The 19862-nt window shown below is 62.0% G+C and carries 16 protein-coding genes; 8 read left to right on the forward strand and 8 right to left on the reverse strand.

The annotated features are described in order from the left end of the window. The 3 genes from ACODSP_RS15440 to ACODSP_RS15450 all read right to left on the reverse strand — a co-directional run bounded on the left by ACODSP_RS15440 (position 1) and on the right by ACODSP_RS15450 (position 2111). Positions 1 to 1095, reverse strand: a complete 1095-nt coding sequence (locus ACODSP_RS15440) for a PA0069 family radical SAM protein (RefSeq protein WP_488966459.1) — start codon at positions 1093 to 1095, stop codon at positions 1 to 3. A gap of 67 nt (positions 1096 to 1162) precedes the next feature. Continuing rightward, positions 1163 to 1480 (reverse strand): flagellar motor switch protein FliN, encoded by a 318-nt coding sequence (fliN, locus tag ACODSP_RS15445; protein ID WP_245924247.1) that lies wholly within the window; start codon positions 1478 to 1480, stop codon positions 1163 to 1165. 112 nt (positions 1481 to 1592) lie between these two features. Then, the gene (locus ACODSP_RS15450; protein WP_488966460.1) at positions 1593 to 2111 is read right to left on the reverse strand and encodes a mismatch-specific DNA-glycosylase; all 519 of its coding nucleotides are present in this window, start codon (positions 2109 to 2111) and stop codon (positions 1593 to 1595) included. A gap of 137 nt (positions 2112 to 2248) precedes the next feature. Between ACODSP_RS15450 and flgF the strand changes: the two genes are divergently transcribed. The 5 genes from flgF (at position 2249) to ACODSP_RS15475 (ending at position 6856) form a co-directional block, all read left to right on the forward strand. Beyond that, complete coding sequence (flgF, locus tag ACODSP_RS15455; RefSeq protein WP_488966461.1) at positions 2249 to 2971, forward strand: flagellar basal-body rod protein FlgF; 723 nt, start codon at positions 2249 to 2251, stop codon at positions 2969 to 2971. A gap of 26 nt (positions 2972 to 2997) precedes the next feature. Further along, on the forward strand, positions 2998 to 3783 hold the full coding sequence (gene flgG, locus ACODSP_RS15460; RefSeq protein WP_488966462.1) for a flagellar basal-body rod protein FlgG: 786 nt from the start codon (positions 2998 to 3000) through the stop codon (positions 3781 to 3783). A gap of 49 nt (positions 3784 to 3832) precedes the next feature. After that, a complete protein-coding gene (flgA, locus tag ACODSP_RS15465) occupies positions 3833 to 4816 on the forward strand; it encodes a flagellar basal body P-ring formation chaperone FlgA (RefSeq protein WP_488966463.1) in 984 nt (327 codons plus the stop codon). 11 nt (positions 4817 to 4827) lie between these two features. After that, on the forward strand, positions 4828 to 5595 hold the full coding sequence (gene flgH / locus ACODSP_RS15470; protein ID WP_488966464.1) for a flagellar basal body L-ring protein FlgH: 768 nt from the start codon (positions 4828 to 4830) through the stop codon (positions 5593 to 5595). A gap of 220 nt (positions 5596 to 5815) precedes the next feature. Next, positions 5816 to 6856 (forward strand): LacI family DNA-binding transcriptional regulator, encoded by a 1041-nt coding sequence (locus ACODSP_RS15475; protein ID WP_488966465.1) that lies wholly within the window; start codon positions 5816 to 5818, stop codon positions 6854 to 6856. A 17-nt stretch (positions 6857 to 6873) separates the two neighbouring features. Here ACODSP_RS15475 and ACODSP_RS15480 read toward each other — a convergent pair whose 3' ends face one another. The 3 genes from ACODSP_RS15480 to ACODSP_RS15490 all read right to left on the reverse strand — a co-directional run bounded on the left by ACODSP_RS15480 (position 6874) and on the right by ACODSP_RS15490 (position 13116). Next, positions 6874 to 8388 (reverse strand): tryptophan halogenase family protein, encoded by a 1515-nt coding sequence (locus ACODSP_RS15480; RefSeq protein ID WP_488966466.1) that lies wholly within the window; start codon positions 8386 to 8388, stop codon positions 6874 to 6876. Positions 8389 to 8418: 30 nt separating this feature from the next. Then, positions 8419 to 9930, reverse strand: coding sequence for a tryptophan halogenase family protein (locus tag ACODSP_RS15485; RefSeq protein ID WP_488966467.1), 1512 nt, complete (start codon positions 9928 to 9930; stop codon positions 8419 to 8421). Positions 9931 to 10047: 117 nt separating this feature from the next. Further along, positions 10048 to 13116 carry a TonB-dependent receptor gene (locus tag ACODSP_RS15490; protein ID WP_488966468.1) on the reverse strand — a complete coding sequence of 1023 codons (3069 nt, stop codon included), beginning with the start codon at positions 13114 to 13116 and terminating at the stop codon, positions 10048 to 10050. Between the two features lie 697 nt (positions 13117 to 13813). Between ACODSP_RS15490 and ACODSP_RS15495 the strand changes: the two genes are divergently transcribed. The 3 genes from ACODSP_RS15495 (at position 13814) to ACODSP_RS15505 (ending at position 17235) form a co-directional block, all read left to right on the forward strand. Then, on the forward strand, positions 13814 to 16084 hold the full coding sequence (locus ACODSP_RS15495) for a beta-glucosidase family protein (protein ID WP_488966469.1): 2271 nt from the start codon (positions 13814 to 13816) through the stop codon (positions 16082 to 16084). A 125-nt stretch (positions 16085 to 16209) separates the two neighbouring features. Next, positions 16210 to 16599 carry a hypothetical protein gene (locus ACODSP_RS15500; protein ID WP_488966470.1) on the forward strand — a complete coding sequence of 130 codons (390 nt, stop codon included), beginning with the start codon at positions 16210 to 16212 and terminating at the stop codon, positions 16597 to 16599. Positions 16600 to 16689: 90 nt separating this feature from the next. After that, entirely contained in the window at positions 16690 to 17235 is a 546-nt protein-coding gene (locus ACODSP_RS15505) for a DUF1697 domain-containing protein (protein WP_488966471.1), read from the forward strand. 98 nt (positions 17236 to 17333) lie between these two features. Here ACODSP_RS15505 and ACODSP_RS15510 read toward each other — a convergent pair whose 3' ends face one another. Further along, positions 17334 to 18878: a malonate--CoA ligase gene (locus ACODSP_RS15510; RefSeq protein WP_488966472.1), complete on the reverse strand. Its 1545-nt coding sequence runs from the start codon at positions 18876 to 18878 to the stop codon at positions 17334 to 17336. 1 nt (position 18879) lies between these two features. Then, a complete protein-coding gene (gene mmsB / locus ACODSP_RS15515; protein ID WP_488966473.1) occupies positions 18880 to 19767 on the reverse strand; it encodes a 3-hydroxyisobutyrate dehydrogenase in 888 nt (295 codons plus the stop codon). Between the last annotated feature and the right edge of the window lie 95 nt (positions 19768 to 19862).

Raw genomic sequence — 19862 nt, forward strand, 5'->3', positions numbered from 1 at the left:
TCAGAACAACGACAGCTGCTTCACCGGCGCGCCGGGTACCTTGAAGCGAGAGCAATCCATGTCCCAGGTCCGGCGGTCCATACCCAGTCGTTTGACGGCCAGCCGGAACCGGCTGCGCAGCAATTCGGCATAGGCACCCGTTCCCTTCATCCGGGTCGAAAAGTCTGACCGGTACAGGGCCCCCTCCCGCGTCTGCCGGACCAGCGACAGCACCCGTTCGGCCCGGTCAGGATAATGTTCGCGCAGCCATTCCCCGAACAGGTCGGCAATCTCCAGCGGCAGGCGCAGCAGAATATAGCTGGCCGCCGTCGCCCCCGCTTCCGCCGCCGCCTCCAGAATGGCTTCCATCTCATGGTCGTTCAGGGCCGGGATCATGGGGCTGGATAGCACCGCCACCGGCACCCCCGCCCCTGACAGGGCCCGCACGGCGTCCAACCGCTTACCCGGCGTGCTGGCACGCGGCTCCATGGTCCGGGCCAGATCGCGGTCCAGGCTGGTGATGGACATGGCCACCCGCGCCAGCCCCTGTGCCGCCATGGGCGCCAGGATATCCAGATCGCGCAGGACATTGGCTGATTTGGTGATGATGCTGACCGGTTGATTGAAGTCCCGGCAAACAGCCAATATCTCTCGCGTGATACCCTCCTCCCGCTCTATCGGCTGATAGGGGTCGGTATTGGCCCCCAGGGCCAGCGGCTTGCAGACATAGGAGCGGGAGCGCAGTTCCTTGACCAACAACTGGGCCGCATCGCGCTTGGCGAACAACTGCGTCTCAAAATCCAGCCCCGGCGACAGGCCCAGATAGGCGTGGGTGGGCCGGGCAAAACAGTAAACGCACCCGTGCTCACACCCCCGGTATGGGTTGACGGAGCTTTCGAACGGCACATCGGGGCTGTCATTGCGGCTGATGATGCTGCGCGCCGTGTCGGCCATAACCACGGTCCGCACCTTTTCCGGCAGGCCACCATCACAGCCCCAGCCATCATCGATCCGCACCCGTTCTTCCCGGTCAAACCGGGAACCCTGGTTGCTGACCGCCGCCCTGCCCTTCAATGCCTGGGGAGCCAGAACATCCACGGCCATCCGCCCGTTCATGATTGGAACACATCATGAACATAACAGACACATAACATTTGGCAAGTGCAACCAACGGCCCCTGCCCTCAGTTATTGATGCGTGCGAACTCACGGAAGGTGACGGCGATCTTGTCCTCGACAATCGTCACCTCGCCCCGTGCAACCATGCGGCCAGAGACAACGATGTCGGACAGGTCGTCAATCTTGCGGTCCAGTTCCACGATAGCGCCACGGCCCAGCTTCAGCAGGTCGCGCACGCGGATATTGGACGTGCCCAGAACGACGCTCATCTCCACCTCCGTGTCGTAGACGGCGGAGATTTCCTGTTGTTCGGGAAGCGCGCGGACCGAACCGCCGCTGGCCATTTCGCCGAACATGGCATCGATATCGTCCTGATCGGGCATGTCCTTGGTCCCTGATGCCGGTTGCTTCCCACAAACCTAACATGCCGTAGGTCAGGTCGAGGTGCAAGCCGAGCCCTGACAGTAAATGGATTGAAAGCCGTTTCCGTCAGGGCTAGCCTCCGGCTCGACCTGACCTACGGTAGGTCTTCACAAAAGCCGCCGCCTCCCGCCATGGCCCGATGTCAAAGCTGGCCCGCGCCTGCCCCGATGGCGAGGGCAGAACGAAAAGCGCAATGCCTTCCCAATCCTCCGGCTGCCGCCCCCACGGGATCACCGCCTTGGGGCCAAGGAACAGGCGCGCGCCGTTCTTGCTGGTAAAGGCGATGGCGGCAGGGCGATGGGCGCGCATCTTGACCATGAAGCCAGGAATGTCGAACCCGTCCGGCGTCAGGTCCACATCATTGCCGATCTCCACCTTGTTCAGATCGGTCAGGCCCAGGCCCAACTCATTCATACGGATGAAGTCAGCGGCCCGCCAGCCATCGGGCACCAGACCGATGCGAACCAGCGTAGGCCAGAAGGCATTGCCGGGATTGGCGTAGTAGGCGCCCTTGGCGGCGGATACGCGCGACGGGGCCGTTCCGCAAAAGACAAGGTGAAGGTCGGGGGCCAGGATATCGGGCAGGATCATGATCCCGGCATTATTTGCCGCCCCCTTTCCCCGCGCAACCGAAAAGGGCGGATTTCCGCCACTCCCCAGACTTGGCACGCTGTTTGCTTTTAATCCTGGCAAGCAACGGCCCCTGGCCAGCATGAGGAATTCGAGCGATGGAAAATTCACTCTACATCACCCTGTCCCGCCAGGAAGCCCTGCGCCGGCAGTTGGACGTGGTGTCGAATAACATCGCGAACATGAACACCACCGGCTTCAAGTCGCAGCGCATGCTGTTCCTGGAATATCTGGAGCGTCCCGACCGTCAGGGCGACCGGATGAGCTTCGTTCAGGATTTCGGTCTGCAGCGCAATGTCGACGCCGGCCCCATCACCGTGACCAACAACGAACTGGATGTTGCCTTGCGCAGTGACGGTTATTTCGCTGTCGAAACGCTGACCGGCACCCGTTACACCCGTGGCGGCGCGTTCCAGCTGAACACCAACCGCGAGATCGTGGACCGCTCCGGCCTGCCGGTGCTGGACACCAACAACCAGCGTATCGTCATCCCCGTCGACGCCACCCAGATCCATATCGCCGGCAACGGTGCCGTCACCACGGAGCAGGGTCAGCTGGGTCAGTTGAAGGTTGTGACCTTCGCTGACGAGCAGCGGATGATGGAACTGGGCGGCGGTCTGTATGAAGCCAACCAGGAAGAAATTGCCGTCGAACAGCCCCAGATCACCCAGGGCGCCATCGAAGGCAGCAATGTTCAGAGCGTGGTGGAGATGACGCAGATGATCGATGTCCTGCGTACCTACCAGAGCGTCCAGAAGATGATCGACACCGAACATGAACGCATCCGCGGCGCCATCGGCAAGCTCGCCCGCGTTCAGTAATCCAGCCAGCTAGAAGGATAGAAACCATGCGCAGCCTCTCCATTGGTTCCACCGGCATGCTGGCCCAGCAGCTGAATGTCGAAACCATCTCCAACAACATCGCCAACATGACGACGACCGGTTACAAGCGTCAGCGGGCCGAATTCCAGGACCTACTGTACCAGAACCAGCGCCGCGTGGGCTCCACCTCGTCTGATGCCGGCACGATCGTCCCGTCGGGCATCCAGGTGGGTCTGGGCGTCAAGGCCGCCGCCATCTACCGCATCAACGAACAGGGCAATATCAACCCGACCGGCAACACGCTGGACGTGGCCATCAACGGCCAGGGTTACTTCCAGGTGCAGCTGCCCAACGGCGAAACGGCCTATACCCGCGCCGGTTCGTTCCAGCTGAACGCAGAAGGTACCCTGGTCACCGCCGATGGTTATCAGGTGCAGCCCGGCATCGTGGTACCGCAGAACACCGTGGATATCACCATCAACCCGAACGGCGAGGTCCTGGCCAAGATTGACGGCCAGACCGTGCCGCAGAATGTGGGCCAGATCCAGCTGGCGGCCTTCCCCAACACGGCGGGTCTGGAAGCCATCGGCGACAACCTGCTGCTGGAAACCCCGGCTTCCGGTCAGGCCATCACCGGCAATCCCGGCGGCCCCGGCTTTGGCCGCGTGATGCAGGGCACGCTGGAGACCTCCAACGTCAATATCGTTGCCGAGATCACCCAGCTGATCACCGCTCAGCGCGCATACGAAATGAATTCCCGCGTCATCTCCACCACGGATCAGATGATGCAGTCGGTCAGCCAGCTGCGCTGATTTGAGTCACTAGGTCATTTCTGCCCACCCCGTTTTCGGAGCCTTCGTCATGACCCGCTTCGCCGCCCTGATGCTCGCCGCTGTCCTGCTGTCCGGCACCGCCGCGCAGGCCGCCACGCTGAAGCCGGCTGCCAGTGTGGCCGATGGGCAAATTCTGCTGGGTGACCTGTTCGACGGGCTGGAACCCGATGTCGCGACCCGCGCGGTCATGGTTGCCCCCGTTCCGGGCCGCCGCGCCAGCCTGGATGCCCCCACCCTGTCGCGCATCGCGGCCAGCAATGGCATCGACTGGCGTGCGTCGGGCGGGGCGGATCGGATCGTGGTGGAACGAGCCTCGGTACAGGTGACGAACGACGCCATCGTCGATGGGCTGCGTCTGGCCCTGCGCGATGCCGGGGTCGGCGGTCAGGCCGATGTGCTGCTGGATAACCGCACGCTCAGCCTGTTCCTCCCGACCGGCAACGATGCCTCGGTGCGCGTGGAAAATCTTGCCTATGACACGGTTCGTGGCCGCGTTACCGCGGAAATCATTGCCCCGGCCACCGGGCCGGAGGTGGTGCGTCAGACCATCGGCGCCCGCGTCATGGATATGGTGGAACTGCCCGTGCTGGCCCGCCGTATGGCGGTGGGTGAAGTGATCGGGGATGGTGACATCACCTATCTGCGACAGCCGCGCGACCGGGTGCAGGCCGGCGCTGTTGTTGAAGCATCTGAAATGATTGGCAAAACCCTGCGCCGGGCTGTTGCCCCGAACCAGGCGGTGAATGTCCGCGACGTGCGGGAACCGGTGGTGGTGGGCAAGGGTCAGGCCGTCACCATCCTTCTGCAAAGCACGACAATGAGCCTGACAGCATCGGGAAAGGCACTTTCTGATGGTGGCATGGGCGAGTTGGTACGGATTGTGAATACATCCTCCAACAGAGTGATCGAGGCCGTGGTGGCCGGTCCCAATCTGGTGACCGTCAACCCGTCCAACCCGGTCATCGCCCCTGTCAGCCAAGTGTCGGGCCCGTCGAAGAAGGCGGCCCGGTAAGGAGAACCGAAATGTCCGCCCGTGCCCTGACCGTCCGCCCCTCCATCCGCACCGCCCTGCTGCTGTCGCTGACCGTCCTGCCGCTGACCGGCTGTGTGACGGACAAGCTGGCGGCGGTCGGACAGACCCCAGCTCTGTCGGGCATTGAGGACCCTTCGCGCGATCCCAGCTACCGCCCCGTGCGCCTGCCGATGCCCGAAGCGCCGGTGCAGGAACGCCAGGCCAATTCCCTGTGGCGGGCCGGTGCCCGCGCCTTCTTCAAGGATCAGCGCGCGGCACGCGTCGGCGACATCATGACCGTCACGATCCAGATCAATGACCGCGCCCAGATGCAGAACAACACGACCCGCACCCGGGACGGTAGCGACAGCATGGGCATCCCCAACCTGTTCGGTCTGGAATCCTCCACCAACAACATCCTGCCCAATGCCGTCGACCCCGGCAGCCTGATCAGCGCGTCTGGCACCTCCAACAGCACGGGTACCGGCCAGATCCAGCGTCAGGAGCAGATCAACCTGCAGGTGGCCGCCCTGATCGTGCAGGTTCTGCCCAATGGCAACATGGTGGTGAATGGCAAGCAGGAGGTGCGCGTCAATAACGAGGTGCGCGAACTGACCCTGACCGGCATCATCCGGCCCGAAGACATCACGTCGGCCAACACCATCTCTTACGAAAAGATCGCCGAGGCCCGTATCTCTTACGGCGGTCGCGGCCACATCACCGATGTGCAGGCCCCGCGCTGGGGTCAGCAGGTCCTGGAAGCCATCAGCCCGTTCTGACACGGGCGGCGGCACAGGGTATGACAGGGAAAGCCTCCGGATGGGAAACCGTCCGGGGGCTTTGTCATGTCCAGGGACAGACGGACGCCCGCACTGACGCCCAAGCGCTCTTGCCGAAAACCTGACATCGTTATCTGATGCTTGCCAAGCGGCTGGTTTCCGTGAAATTTGAGTGCCGGGGCGCCGACCTCTGGCCGCCTTTATGCACAGGTGTTCCATCGTGGCAGATCGCAAGCCGACGATCATTGATGTGGCCCGCGCCGCCGGCGCGTCGATCAAGACCGTTTCCCGCGTCATGAACAATGAACGCTATGTCAGCGCGGAAACCCGCGAACGTGTTCAGCGTGTGATGGCGGAATTGCAGTTCCAGCCCAACAAGTCGGCGCAGAGCCTGAAGGGCGACAAATCCTACCTGATCGCTCATGTCTATGGTGACCCCGGCGGTCCATATACGGGCCAGATCCAGATGGGCCTGCTGACCCGGTTCCGCGACCAGGGCTATCACCTGCTGATCGAGGAAATCGATTATCGCGGCGACGATGTGGAAGACCGTGTCAGCAAGCTGGTCAATCAGTTGAACCTGGACGCCGTCGTCCTGACCGCGCCCGTCACGGACAATGACACCGTCATCAGCGTCATCGAACGCGCCAATATTCCCTATGTCCGCGTCACGCCACAGCATGAACGCGACGGCGGTTCCTCGGTGCGGATCGATGAGCGGGCGGCAGCCAACGATCTGACCATGCATCTGCTGGCCTTCGGTCACCGGCGCATCGGCTTCATCAAGGGGCCGGAACATCATGCCGGTACCCGCCTGCGCTATTCCGGCTATTGCGACGCCTTGCGCGAATATGGGCTGGAACCGGACCCGGAGATCATTGAGCAGGGCGGCTTCACCTACCGTTCCGCCCTGCCCTGCACCCGCCGTCTCCTGTCGCTGGCCGAACCGCCGACGGCCATTGTTGCGTCAAACGACGAAATGGCCGCCGCCGTCCTGTCCGTGGCCCATGACCGGGGCCTGTCCCTGCCGGGCGACCTGTCGGTGGTCGGTTTCGACGATATAGAACTGGCCGAAATGGTCTGGCCGCCTCTGACAACGGTGAAGCAGCCCATCCAGGAACTGGCCGATGCGGCGGCGGAAATCCTGGTGAATATCCTGACACGGAAAAAGCAGCCGGGTGAGCCTGCACCCCAGGCCCATCGCGTGCTGCCCCACCATGTGGTGATCCGCCGGTCCACCGCCCCGCCCGCGCGGCGGTGAACCGGCATTCCGATGCCTTAAAAATCCCGTTCGGCGCGGCAATGGTCGCGCAGGAACTGCGCATGATGCGGCAGACCCGCGACCTGTGCCTTCAGCAGCGGGGCGGACCGGTCCAGCGTTTCGGTAATCACACTCATCGGTACCTTGTCCACAAACGGCTGATACCGCGCCGGACGCACGCCCATGCCCTCATAGACCGACTGCCAGCTGGCGGCCCCGAACAGTTCTTCCAGCCCCTGGCGCAGGATACCGGTCGCCTTGAACAGGTCCATGCGGGCGCGCAGGCTGGCCGGGATCGGCGTACGCTGGGCCGCGCGCCAGAACGGCGTGTCGTCGCGCTGGGTGGTGCAGTAATGCAGCACGATGAAATCGCGCACTTCCTCATACTCTGCCGCGACACGGCGGTTGAATTCGGCCTGCAGTGACGGGTCGATATCGCCGTCGGGGAAGAAGCGGAAAAGGTAATCAACGGCACGATAAACCAGATGGATGGCCGTTGATTCCAGCGGCTCAATGAAACCGGCGGCCAGACCCAGCGCCACGCAGTTCTTTTCCCACATCTTGGCCCGCATGCCAGTCTTGAAGGGGATGATGTTCGGCTCGATCAGGGGGCGGCCCTTCACCTGACGCATCAGGGTCGCTACCGCCTCATCATCCGACAGGAAGCGGCTGGAATAGACATAGCCATTGCCCGCCCGGTGTTGCAGCGGAATGCGCCAGCGCCAGCCGCAATCTTGCGCCTGGGACAGGGTGTAGGGATGCACATCGGCATCATCCTCGGTATTCTCCGTCTGCACCGCCACGGCCCGGTCGCACAAAAGCTCATCGGCCCAGCTGACATAGCCCACGCCCAACGTCTGACCAATCAGCAGGGCACGGAAGCCCGTACAGTCGATGAAGAAATCGCCGTCGACAACCTTGCCATTGGCCAGGTCCAGCCCCGCAATGGACCCGTCGGGATGGGTGCGCACCCGGTTAATCCGCCCCTCCGTCCGCGTCACGCCACGTTCTTCGGCATAGCGGCGCAGATACTGCGCCACACGCTTGGCATCGACATGCAGCGCATAGGACGCAGACGCGATCATGGTGCGCGGCGCCTTGAAGGGCAGCAGGAATTTCATCTGGTCGGCCATCACCGTGGCCGCCGCGAAATCCTGCAATTCCGACGGATGGCCCGCCGCCTTGGCCCGCAGCCAGCATTGATAGAATTCGTGATTGTCGATCAACCCACCCAGCGTGCCGAACGGGTGGTAATAATGCTGGTTCTTCTTGAACCAATCCTCGAACCGGATGGCCAGTTTGAAGCTGGCATTGGTCGATTTGATGAAATCCTGCTCATCAATCCCCAGACTGCGCAGCAGTACGACGAAGGGCGGAATGGTGCTCTCGCCCACACCGATTGTACCGATTTCATCGGATTCAACCAACTCGACGGCGGTGCCCGTTCCCTTCGTCATGAAGGACAGCATGGCGGCGGTGATCCAGCCGGCCGTACCGCCCCCGGCGATGACGATCTTGTTCAACGGCTTCATGACGTTCCCTCTTGTCCGATTTCTTGTTGGTTAAGGCGCGACCTTGGCGTACCGGTCGATAAATTCCTGATGTGTGGGGCAATCGGCCACCGTATCGGCAATGGCCTTGCGCATGCCAGCCAGCCCGCGCGACAGGCTAGGCACATCAAACCCGTCCAGTGCCGGATCGTAACCGTCGGGCAGGAAATCAAACCCGGCATAGATGGCAAGCCAGCTGGCCGGTTGAAACATCTCCCAGCGATAGCGGACCATGTGTCCCCGACGCTTCCACATCTCAACCTTTCGGGTCAATGTGTCGGGCAACTCGATGGCCCGGCAGTCGCGCCAGAATTCCGTATCCTCGCGCCGGTTCAGCCAATAATGCAGGATGATGAAGTCGCGCACCCGCTCCATCTCCCGCCGGCTCCAGTCATTATATTCATCGACCAGCAGCGGATCGATATCCCGACCCGGAAACAGCTGCTTCAGCTTGTCGATACCCGTTTCGATCAAGGCGATGGACGTGCTTTCCAGCGGTTCCAGAAAGCCTGACGACAGGCCGATGGCAACGCAGTTTCCCTTCCATGCTTGTTTGCGGCGGCCCGGCGTGAAGGCGATGCGGCGCGGTGCCATTTTCAGATCCCCCCCCACCGCGGCCAGCAGTTCAGCCTCGGCATCGCTGTCGCTGATATGCCGACTGGAGTAGACGTAGCCGTGACCGGTCCGGTGCTGAAGCGGGATGGTCCAGCGCCAGCCGGCATTGTGCGCCGTGACACGGGTAAAGGGCGGCGGCGGAATGATGGCATGTCCCTGCGCCGCCAGCGCGCGATCACACAGCAGCCACTGGCCCCAATGCTCATACCCTGCACTCATCGCGCCTTCGATCAGCAACCCGTGGAAGCCGGAGCAATCGACAAACAGGTCGCCCCCTACCGTGGCGCCGCTATCCAGCAGCAAGCCCGTGATATGGCCGTTCTCCGGGTTTAGATCGACCTTTTCGATCTTGGCGTCGATACGCCGAACACCCAGCTTTTCCGCCGTCTGCCGCATCAGCTGCGCGAACAGGCCGGCATCAAAATGCAGGGCCCAGTCGAAGACCGACAAGGTGGATGGCGGGTTGGGCGACGGGGTCGTGAACCGCCCGCCGCGCGCAAGGGCCACTGCCAGCGAATAATCACCCAGGTCTGCCTTCTCACCAGCGGCGCGCAGACGCAGCCAATATTGGTGGAAGGGAATGTCGCGTAAATCCTGGCCATAGACACCGAACGGATGGATGAAACTACTATCCTTGTTCAGCCAGCCATCGAAGCGAATACCCAGCTTCACCGTACCATGCGTGGCCTTCAGCACATCCAGATCGCGCAGACCCAGCGATTGATAGAAGCGGCGGATGGTGGGGATCGTCGCCTCCCCCACCCCGATGGTGCCGATGGCGGAACTTTCGATCAGGGTGATCTTCATCCCCGATCCCTGGAAATGGTTGGCCAGCGAAGCAGCCGTCATCCAACCTGCCGTACCGCCACCGACAATGACCAGTTCACGAATACGGTTATCGCTGGGCATCTTCATTCTTCCAGGCAGATTTGTTGGGATTGTACAGTGGAATGGCAAAGAAAAAAGGGCGCCGCCTTGACGTAGATCACGTCCCGGCGGCGCCCTCGTACTCAACCTACACGATGATTACCACTTGAAGCGGACACCAACGGTGTAACGGCTTTCATACTCGTTCTGCCAGGCGTACTGGGTGGTGCCGGGTGCGAACTCCACGAAGTAATCCTCGATCTCGCCGGTGATGTTGGAACCGTTGGCGTAAATCGTGATCTTTTCGTTGATGTTGTAGCTCAGGTTCACGTCAACGAACTGCGTGCTATCCTGATAGACGGGGAAGTCCTTGAACGTGTTTTCCAGACGCTTGCTACGGAAGTTGTAAGCAATACGTGCCTGGAAATTATCGTCCTGGTACCAGCCGATCAGGTTGTACTGATGCTTAGAGTTGTCAGAGAACGGCAGCTTCTTACCCGACGACAGCGTCTGTTCGGAGGGCGAGTAGGTGTAGTTGGTGTCGACACCGAAGTTGGAAATGAAGCTGTCATTGTCCAGGAAGTCCTTAAAGGACAGCTTGGCGCCAACTTCAACACCTTCAACGCGACCGCCTTCACCCTGCTGCGGACGGGTCACGTTGACCGTCCGGCGAATGACGCCGTCCTGGTCAGGATAACGACCGTCGGCGGTCGTGCGGGTGACGACGTAGCTTTCAATATTCATTCGGAACACGGCCAGATTCAGCATGCTGGCGTCGCCGATATAATATTCGATGGCCGCGTCCCAATTATCCGCACGCCATGGATCAAGATCGGGATTACCGCTGGCCTCAGCGCTGGTCACGACACGAATGCCCAGGCCCGGATCATCCGCCGTGTTGATCTTCAGAGCGCCACCATACTTCAGCAGGTCCAGCGGCTGCATGGTCTTGCTGTAGCTGAAGCGCAAACGCAGATCGTCAGTGACGTCATACGAAGCGTTCACAGCCGGCAGGTAGTCGTAATAGCTGCGCTTGGAAACGACGTCACCGGCATCGATGTTGGTGTCGCCATAGTTCAGGGTGTCGCCGGTGATATTCTGGCGAACCTGCAGCTCGGTACGGATGATCTTCACGCCGGCGGTACCGGACAGGCGACCATACTCGAACGTGGTGTTCAGATAGCCGCTGTCTTCCGTCAGATCGACGGCATAGGACTGGCCGGGAATGATGGCGCGGTCGGCACCACCGAACACCTTCTTATGGAAGGCCTCCGGATCGTCGAAGTCACGCGGGTCGATTGCCCAGAAGCCAGGGATGCCCTTGGTGATGGAACCCATATTGTCCACCCAGATCACGTTATTATACGTGTCGAGGCGGGTCGGCGCGTTCACCGTGTAACCCTGGAACACCTGCTGGCCCGTGACCGGGTCGCGAACGAATTCGCCGGCCTGGCACTGGTTCTGGTTCATGACAACGTCGATGGCCTTCCACTGGGCCGAGCAGCCCGACGTGTTCGGCTGACCGGCGGCGTTCACGCCCTTGCCCTGGTAGAAGTTGGAGAACAGGTGGAACTGTTCGATCGACACGGAACGATCGGCGCGGCGGATACCCACATCGATCTTGTTGAGGAAACCACCCAGCGGCTCCTCGAAATCGTAGTGGGTGTCGATGCGATAAACGTTCAGGTCAGACTTCGCCTCGTTATTGCCTTCCGACGAGAAGGCACCGATGGCGTAGCTGTCCTTGTTCGCCATGTAGTCGGTCAGGGTCTTGCCCGCGCCCAAACCACCGGAGATGACCTTGTCGAAGCCGGACCAAACCGGGCTGCTGCCCGAAATGTCATAGTGCAACTGCGGGTTCTGGCCATAACCCAGCGGGTTCGGGTCGACATAACGACCACCCAGGCTGCCAACGACGTTGTTGGTGTAGCGCGAGGCCGGGAAGGTCGAGGCGATGGAGGCCGGATAGAAGGTGCCGCGGGTACGATCATTGGCGTCACGGAACAGCGTGAAACGGCCCGGCGCGTATTTCCAGTTCGACAGATCGCCCTGGGCCTGACCATTCATCGACAGACGGTCAGCATCCGACCGCATGGCCCGGGCTTCCATCTTGAACGGCCCGCCATTGTCGTACTTCAATTCCGCGTTGTAGTTCTTGGACTCGGACTTGTTGACGCGGTTGACCGAGAAGGAGTTCACCCACCAGGCGTCAATGTCATATTCATCTACGGCCAGCCAGTTGCCGCCGCTGACCGGCGTGCTGTCGGTCGGCTTGGTCCAGACGCCGAAAGCGTCGCCCGACCAGCGGTTTGAGATGTTCAAACCGGCCGCGCGGTTATACTCGTCCATCTTGGTGTAGAAGCCTTCGGCCAGGAAGGTGAAGCCTTCCCCCAGATCAGCTTCGAACGCACCGGACACGGACAGACGGTCGCGCTCGGTTTCCTTCTTGAAGCTTTCAAAGCCGTGCGGCGAGATGAACTGGTTGGGATTGCTGCCGCCCCAGTCATTGTTGCCGGACAGGCCACCGACGCCGGGCCCCGGCGCCACGCCGGAGAAGTTGTTACCCAGATTAGACTGGCTGCCGGCAGCAGACACCAGCACGCCGATACGGTCACCGCGATAGGCCAACAGACCGTTGGCCAGGTAATCCTTTTCCTTCGTGTCCTTGCCCGTCTGGCCTTCCACAGCGCCGGAGGCGGAGAAGCCATAGGGCATGTCGGAGGGACGACGGGTGCGCAGGTCGATGGTGCCGGAAATGCCCGACAGGGCGTTCTTGGTCTCGGTGCTCTTATAGACGACGACCGCGTTCATCAGCTGGGCCGGAACGTCGGTCAGGTTCGGCTTGGCTTCACCCTGGTTGCCGGCGGACAGGTACTGTTCGCCGTTCAGCATCGTGATGACCTGCGGCAGACCGCGGACATTCACCGTCGAGCCTTCGCCGGCGTCGCGGCGGATCTGAATGCCGGGAACGCGCTGCAAGCTGTCCGCGATGGTCACGTCCGGCAGCTTGCCGATATCTTCGGACGAGATGGCATCGACAATGGCCGTCTGGTTGCGCTTGACATCGACCGAGCGCTGCTGCGAAGCGCGCACGCCGGTAACAATGATTTCATCAAGCGTATCGGTGGCTGCCGGTGCGGCCTGGGCCATGGCGGTCGATGCCAGCGCGAACGGCGACGCGCTTGCCAGCAGGGCCACGGCCATGCCGCGACCAAGCATTGAATGCATCCCTGTCAAGAGATCCTCCCTCAGAGCAAAGTTTTACGTGTGATTTTTTGGCGCCAGAATGCGCGGGATCATTCGCAGAACACCGGTTCAGGGTGCCATGCGTCTGATATTTTCCTTCGGGCTATTTATTTAGCCGCTCGGTTTGTTTCCCCACCCATCCGGCGTGTTTCGTCACACGCTCCCATCCTTAGTGGTTCTGAATTTACGACAGGCCGGTTTGATGTCAAGCGCTATATGTCATCGTTGTCATACAAAGTGACAGCGCGAACATGGGCTGTCTGGGATATAAACGCATAATCCATGGTGGATTGGCTTATTGAAAGTTTCCGCGACTGCGAGACGCATGCGCCCAAATCACGGGATTTCAAGCATTTCCCTAACACACCCTTACCCCACAGGCCCCCCAATCCATTCATTGTTGCCAGGATGTCACGGTTAAGAGAGGATTTACGAATGTTGGGACAGACAGAAATCAGACAACGTTGTCTGATTTCACTGGTGCGATGATACGCTGGTGCTACTATGGAGAATGAACCACCCGCCGCCAATGCCGGGGGAACGCCTTTGGGAGGAGCAGGAGAAGTCATCAATTCGGTGGCGGAAAACCTGTCTCCTTCAAAGGATGAAAATTGATGCGGGAGGACGCTGGATCATCCGATCCTCGGCCTGTGCCATAAACGACGAAAGAGAAACGGCAATGAATAACAGGAAGATGCGGGCCTTCATGTCCACCCTGCTGCTGGCCACGGCTCTGTCCGCTGGCACGGCGCGGGCCGCCGAAAATGCGGCACCGGCCACCGCCACCACGGCCCCGGCCGCCCGTCCCTGGATGGACAGCTCTCTTTCCGCCGATGCGCGCGCCGATCTGCTGCTGCGCGAAATGACGGTGGAAGAGAAGAAGCTGCTGGTCTTCGGCTATTTCGGATCGCCGTTCAAGGAACGCAATTATGTTCCGCCCGCTGGCATCCGCATGGGTTCGGCTGGCTATATCCCCGGCATCGACCGTCTGGGCATCCCGGCACAGTGGCAGACCGATGCTGGCGTCGGCGTGGCAACCCAGCGGGACTCGAGCGAGCCGATGCGCGAGCGCACCTCCCTGCCCGCCGGCATCGCCACCGTGGCCACCTGGAATCCCGCGCTGGCCCGGCAGGGTGGCGCCATGATCGGCAAGGAAGCGCGCCTGTCGGGCTTCAACATCATGCTGGCCGGTGGCATCAATCTGGTGCGTGAACCCCGCAATGGCCGCAATTTCGAATATGGGACGGAAGACCCGCTTCTGGCCGGCATCATGGTCGGCGCCCAGATCAGCGGTATTCAGTCCAACAACATCGTTTCCACCATCAAGCATTACGCCCTGAATGCACAGGAGACGGGCCGTTTCGTCCTGTCCGCCAATATTGATGAAGCGGGTGCGCGCGTGTCGGACCTGCTGGCCTTTGAGATCGCCATGGAACGGTCCAACCCCGGCTCCGTCATGTGCGCGTACAACCGCTATAACGGCGACTATGCCTGCGAAAACGACTTCCTTCTGAACAAGGTACTGAAGGGGGATTGGGGCTATAAGGGCTATGTCATGTCCGACTGGGGCGCCGTCCACAGCACCGCCAAGGCCGCCAACAACGGTTTGGATCAGGAATCGGGCTATATCTTCGACAAGGAGATGTTCTTCGGCGCCGATCTGCTGGGCAAGGCGCTGGCCGATGGCTCCGTGCCTATGGCCCGTCTTGACGATATGAACCGCCGCATCCTGCGCGCCCTATTCGCGCATGGCGTGATGGACAATCCCGTCGCCGTCGAAGACCACAAGATCGACTATGATGCCCATGCCAAGATCACACGCGCCGACGCGGAGGAAGGCATTGTCCTTTTGAAGAATCAGGGTGATCTGCTGCCCCTGGCGGAAGGTGCAAAAAAGATCGCCGTCATCGGCGGTCACGCCGACAAGGGCGTGATGTCGGGCGGGGGTTCTTCCACCGTCTTCGGGCGCGGCGGCAATCCCGTGCCGGGCACGGGGCCGAAGAATTTCCCCGGCCCCATCGTCTATCACGCCAACCCGCCCCTGGCCGCCATCCAGGCCCGCGCCGGCGGTGGTGTCGCGTTCGATGCCGGCACCGACCCGGCGGCAGCGGCCAAACTGGCCGCCGACAGCGATCTGGCCATCGTCTTCGTGAACCAGTGGACGGGCGAGGCGATGGATTTCGCCCTGACCCTGCCTGACAATCAGGATGCGCTGGTCGCCGCCGTCGCCAAGGCCAACAAGCGCACCATCGTGGTGGTGCAGTCGGGCGGCCCCGTCTTCATGCCCTGGCTGAAGGATGTCGGCGCGGTCCTGGCCGCCTGGTATCCCGGCACCGCCGGCGGCGAGGCAATTGCCCGCGTGCTCTATGGCGAGGTGGATGCCAGCGGACGCCTGCCGGTGACCTTCCCCGCCAGCCTGGATCAGCTGCCGCGTCCCAAGCTGGACGGCGAAGGCCTCCCCGATGGGACCAAGTTCGACGTCTCCTATAGGGAGGGGGCCGCCGTCGGCTATAAATGGTTCGACCAGAAGGGCCACAAGCCGCTGTTCCCCTTCGGCTATGGCCTGTCCTACACCAATTTCAGCTTTAGCGGCCTGAAGGCGGAGGTCGGATCGGATGGCACCCTGACCCTGTCCGGCACCGTCACCAACAAGGGCGAACGGGCCGGCAAGGCCGTGCCGCAGCTTTATATCGGTCCCGTCGGCGGCGGCTGGGAGGCGCCCAAGCGTCTGGCCGGCTGGCAGAAGCTGGAACTGGCTCCAGGCGCCAGCAGCCGCTTCTCCGTCCCCGTCGATGCCCGCCTGCTGGCCAATTTTGACGTGGCCAAGAAGGAATGGGTGGTGAAGCCCGGTCGCTACAAGGTCTGGCTGGGCGCGTCAGCCGCCGAACTGCCCGTGACCACAGAGGTCACGCTGAAAGGCGGCAGTTTCAGTGCCGTGAAGGGAAAGTAACCAAGATCAAGGGCCGCTTCACCGGGCGGCCCTTTTTCTTTTCCTTATTACGCCACAGGTAATCGCGCCGCTGCGACGCCCGCGCCATGATCCGCCCATCACAACGCCAAATGATGGAGATGATCATGGGTATCGGTCCCCTCACCCGCCAGCTTCTGCTGATCGACGCCGCCACCTGCCTGGCCTCGGGCCTGCTGCTGACGTTCGGTGCCGGCCTGCTGGAGCCGCTGTTGGGCCTGCCATCCTGGTTGCTGCTAGAGGCGGGCATCATCCTGTTCCCCTGCACCCTTTTCGCGGCCTGGGCCGGGCGTCGGGTGGGCGTGCCGGCGGGTCCCGCCAAACTGATGATCGCGCTGAACCTGTCCTGGATCCTGGGCAGCCTCGCCCTGCTGTCGCTGGGCTGGACCACGCCGCTGGGCACCGGCTTCGTTCTGGTACAAGCGTTGGCCGTCGCCGGGATCAGTGCCGCCCAGATCGTCAGTCTGCGGACGGGCTTGACAGCGCGCATGGCGTAGAGCGGATTAGGCGTCAGCCGTAATCCGCGGCCCCGTCGCGGCTCTTCCGCGGATTACGCTACGCTCATCCGCTCTACGAACAGGACCAGCATGCCCACCCTCGCCTGCCTGCTGCGCGGCATCAATGTCGGCGGCAACAAGATCGTGAAGATGGCCCTGTGGAAGCAGCTTTATGAGGAAATGGGCTTCACCAACGTCCGCACGTTGCTGCAATCGGGCAACCTGCTGTTCGACACAGCCAGCGACGAACCGCTTGAGAGCCTACACCCCCGGCTGGAGACCGCATTCGCCACGCGATTCGGCTTCACCGCCGACCATATCATCCGCGACACCACGCAGGTGCAGGCCGCCATCGCCGACAACCCCTTCCCCGACGCCGCCGCCAACGTACCCAACCATTTGCTGGTCTTTTTCCTGTCCAAGGCCCCGGATGCGGCGGGCGCGGCGAAGCTGGCCGCCCTCGATACCGGCCCCGACCGCCTGCACCTGTCGGACAACCTGCTCTACATGCATTTCATCAACGGCGCCGGCAAGGCCACCACCGACCCGGTGAAGCTGCTGCGCCTGGCCGGCGTCACTGGCACGTCCCGCAACTGGACGACCTTGAACAAGCTGGCCGCGCTGATGGCGGGGTAATGACGTAGGTCAGGTCGAGCCGGAGGCGAGCCCTGACAGTATAGCTTTCAATCCTTCGCTGTCAGGGCTCGCCTCCGGCTCGACTTGACCTACGGCGTTCACCCGCCAAAAGCCGCCTTGTGCTGCTCCCGCAGGGCCGCCTTCTGCACCTTGCCCATCTGGTTGCGCGGCAGTTCATCCACGAACCAGACCCGCTTGGGCACCTTGAAATTGGCCAGTTCGCCCTTCACATGCGCGATGATCGACGCCTCCGTCACATCATCGCGCGCCGGCTGCCTCTGGATCACCGCGGCGACCGCCTCACCGAAATCCGGGTGCGGCAGGCCGATCACGGCACTTTCCACAACGCCATCAATGGCATCCAGAACCGTCTCGATCTCCTTGGGATAAACATTGAACCCGCCGCAGATCACCAGATCCTTGGCCCGGCCCACAATATGGACATACCCGCGCGCATCCACCTTCCCCACATCGCCCGTGATGAAGAAGCCATCGGCGCGCATATCCTCCGCCGTCTTCTCCGGCTTGTTCCAATATCCTTTGAACAGATTGGGCCCCTTGATCTCGATCTGCCCGATCTCGTCCGTGCTCAGCAACGTCCCCTTTTCATCGGCAACGCGTAGCGACACGCCGGGTAGCGGAAAGCCCACCGTTCCCGGCACACGATCCCCAGTCAGCGGGTTGGATGTGATCATCCCCGCCTCTGTCATGCCATAACGCTCCAGAATGGCGTGACCGGTCCGGGCAGAGAACTCCGTATGCGTATCGGCCAGCAGGGGTGCCGACCCGCTGATGAACAGCCGCATATGCGCCACCAGATCGCGCGTGAAGCCGGGATGGGTCAGCAGGCGGGTATAGAAGGTGGGCACACCCATCAGGACACTTGCCTGCCCCAACAGCTCCACCACCCGGTCCGCATCGAATTTCGACAGGAACAGCATGTGCCCGCCATTCAGCAGGGTCGTGTTGGTGGCGACGAACAGCCCATGCACATGGAAAATCGGCAGGGCATGCAGCAGCACCTCGCCCGGCATAAAGCCCCACAGCTGATGAAGGGTCAGGGCATTGCTGGCCAGATTGCCATGGCTGGTCATGGCCCCCTTCGACCGCCCCGTGGTGCCAGAGGTATAGAGGATGGCCGCCAGCTCATCCTCGCCCACCGCCACCGTCTCAAACTGCGGGCTGAGGTTCAGGGCCATATCGGGCAGGCTGCCATCCGCGGCCACGCCCAAGGTCGCCACCGCCGGCACGCCACACCGCGTTGCCAGTTCCTTCATGCCCACCTCATCCTCGGGCCGGCAAACGAACAAAGCAGGGGCAGCATCTTCCAGAAAGTAACTGACCTCGCCCCGTTGATAGGCATTGTTCAGCGGCAGATAAACCGCCCCCATCCGCAGAGTGGCGAGATAGAGGAACAGGTTTTCCGCACTCTTCTCCACCTGTACCGCCACGCGGTCACCACGCTTCACACCCAGCGCCGCCATGGCATGGGCAAAACGGGCGGAGATGGAGGCGACATCGGCGTAGGTATACCACACACCCTGACGCGGCCCGTCCATCAGGGTGATGAAACGGGCCGTAGGATCGGCGGGAAAGCGGCTTTCGAACAAATGGTAGAGATTGCCGCTTTTCCCGCCGCTCATGTCATTTCCCCTGCAACATCTTCACGATAGCGGAGAAATCGAGACCCCCGTTCCCCGCCGCTGAGAATAGCTGATACAGGGATGCGGCCTGCGCGCCAAGGGGGGTGCTGGCCCCGCTGCTGGCCGCTGCCTGCTGCGCCAGCTTCAGGTCCTTCAACATCATGTCCACGGCAAAGCCCGGCGCATAGTCGCGGTTGGCGGGCGATGTCGGCACCGGCCCTGGCACCGGGCAATAGCTGGTCAGCGACCAGCACTGCCCCGACGAGGTGCTGGAGATATCAAACAGCTTCTGCCGCTCAAGCCCCAGCTTGTCGGCCAGGGCAAACGCCTCCGACACGGCGATCATGGAGATGCCCAGCACCATATTATTGCAGATCTTGGCCGCCTGCCCCGTGCCAGGACCCCCGGCATGCACGATATTTTTGCCCATCAGGGCCAGGAACGGCTGTGCCGCCGCGAAAGCCGCCTCGGCCCCGCCCACCATAAAGGTGAGCGTGCCCGCCGCCGCCCCGCCGGTGCCGCCGGACACGGGCGCATCGACCATCAGGTGTCCAGCCTTCTCCGCCTGGGCGATCACGGCGCGGGCACTGTCCACATCGATGGTAGAGCTGTCGATGAAGATGGTGCCGGGGCGGGCCCGCTCAATCACCCCGCCCGCGTTGCTGTAGACGGCGCGGACATGGCCACCGGCGGGCAGCATGGAGACGACGACATCCGCCAACGCCGCCGCATCGCCGGCGGACTTGGACATATCGATTCCCGCCTCATTGGCGGCGGCAATATTGGCGGGCGCCAGATCGACGCCCAGCACATTGTGCCCACCATTCAGAAGGTTTTTGGCCATGGGCAGCCCCATATTGCCCAGCCCGATGAACGCAATGGTCGCCATGGTCATTTCCTCCACAGGTTATTGTTTCAGGAGTCGAATAGGTTAGGTCGAAACATCTATGAACCGTCATCCCGGCGAAAGCCGGGACCCAGCGT

Source organism: Niveispirillum sp. FG156, from assembly GCF_057809555.1.

Coding starts and splice junctions, on each gene's coding strand:
- ACODSP_RS15440 (WP_488966459.1), bottom strand. CDS start 1,095: ATGAACGGGCGGATGGCCGTGGATGTTCTGGCTCCCCAGGCATTGAAG.
- fliN (WP_245924247.1), bottom strand. CDS start 1,480: ATGCCCGATCAGGACGATATCGATGCCATGTTCGGCGAAATGGCCAGC.
- ACODSP_RS15450 (WP_488966460.1), bottom strand. CDS start 2,111: ATGATCCTGCCCGATATCCTGGCCCCCGACCTTCACCTTGTCTTTTGC.
- flgF (WP_488966461.1), top strand. CDS start 2,249: ATGGAAAATTCACTCTACATCACCCTGTCCCGCCAGGAAGCCCTGCGC.
- flgG (WP_488966462.1), top strand. CDS start 2,998: ATGCGCAGCCTCTCCATTGGTTCCACCGGCATGCTGGCCCAGCAGCTG.
- flgA (WP_488966463.1), top strand. CDS start 3,833: ATGACCCGCTTCGCCGCCCTGATGCTCGCCGCTGTCCTGCTGTCCGGC.
- flgH (WP_488966464.1), top strand. CDS start 4,828: ATGTCCGCCCGTGCCCTGACCGTCCGCCCCTCCATCCGCACCGCCCTG.
- ACODSP_RS15480 (WP_488966466.1), bottom strand. CDS start 8,388: ATGAAGCCGTTGAACAAGATCGTCATCGCCGGGGGCGGTACGGCCGGC.
- ACODSP_RS15485 (WP_488966467.1), bottom strand. CDS start 9,930: ATGCCCAGCGATAACCGTATTCGTGAACTGGTCATTGTCGGTGGCGGT.
- ACODSP_RS15490 (WP_488966468.1), bottom strand. CDS start 13,116: ATGCATTCAATGCTTGGTCGCGGCATGGCCGTGGCCCTGCTGGCAAGC.
- ACODSP_RS15495 (WP_488966469.1), top strand. CDS start 13,814: ATGAATAACAGGAAGATGCGGGCCTTCATGTCCACCCTGCTGCTGGCC.
- ACODSP_RS15500 (WP_488966470.1), top strand. CDS start 16,210: ATGGGTATCGGTCCCCTCACCCGCCAGCTTCTGCTGATCGACGCCGCC.
- ACODSP_RS15505 (WP_488966471.1), top strand. CDS start 16,690: ATGCCCACCCTCGCCTGCCTGCTGCGCGGCATCAATGTCGGCGGCAAC.
- ACODSP_RS15510 (WP_488966472.1), bottom strand. CDS start 18,878: ATGAGCGGCGGGAAAAGCGGCAATCTCTACCATTTGTTCGAAAGCCGC.
- mmsB (WP_488966473.1), bottom strand. CDS start 19,767: ATGGCGACCATTGCGTTCATCGGGCTGGGCAATATGGGGCTGCCCATG.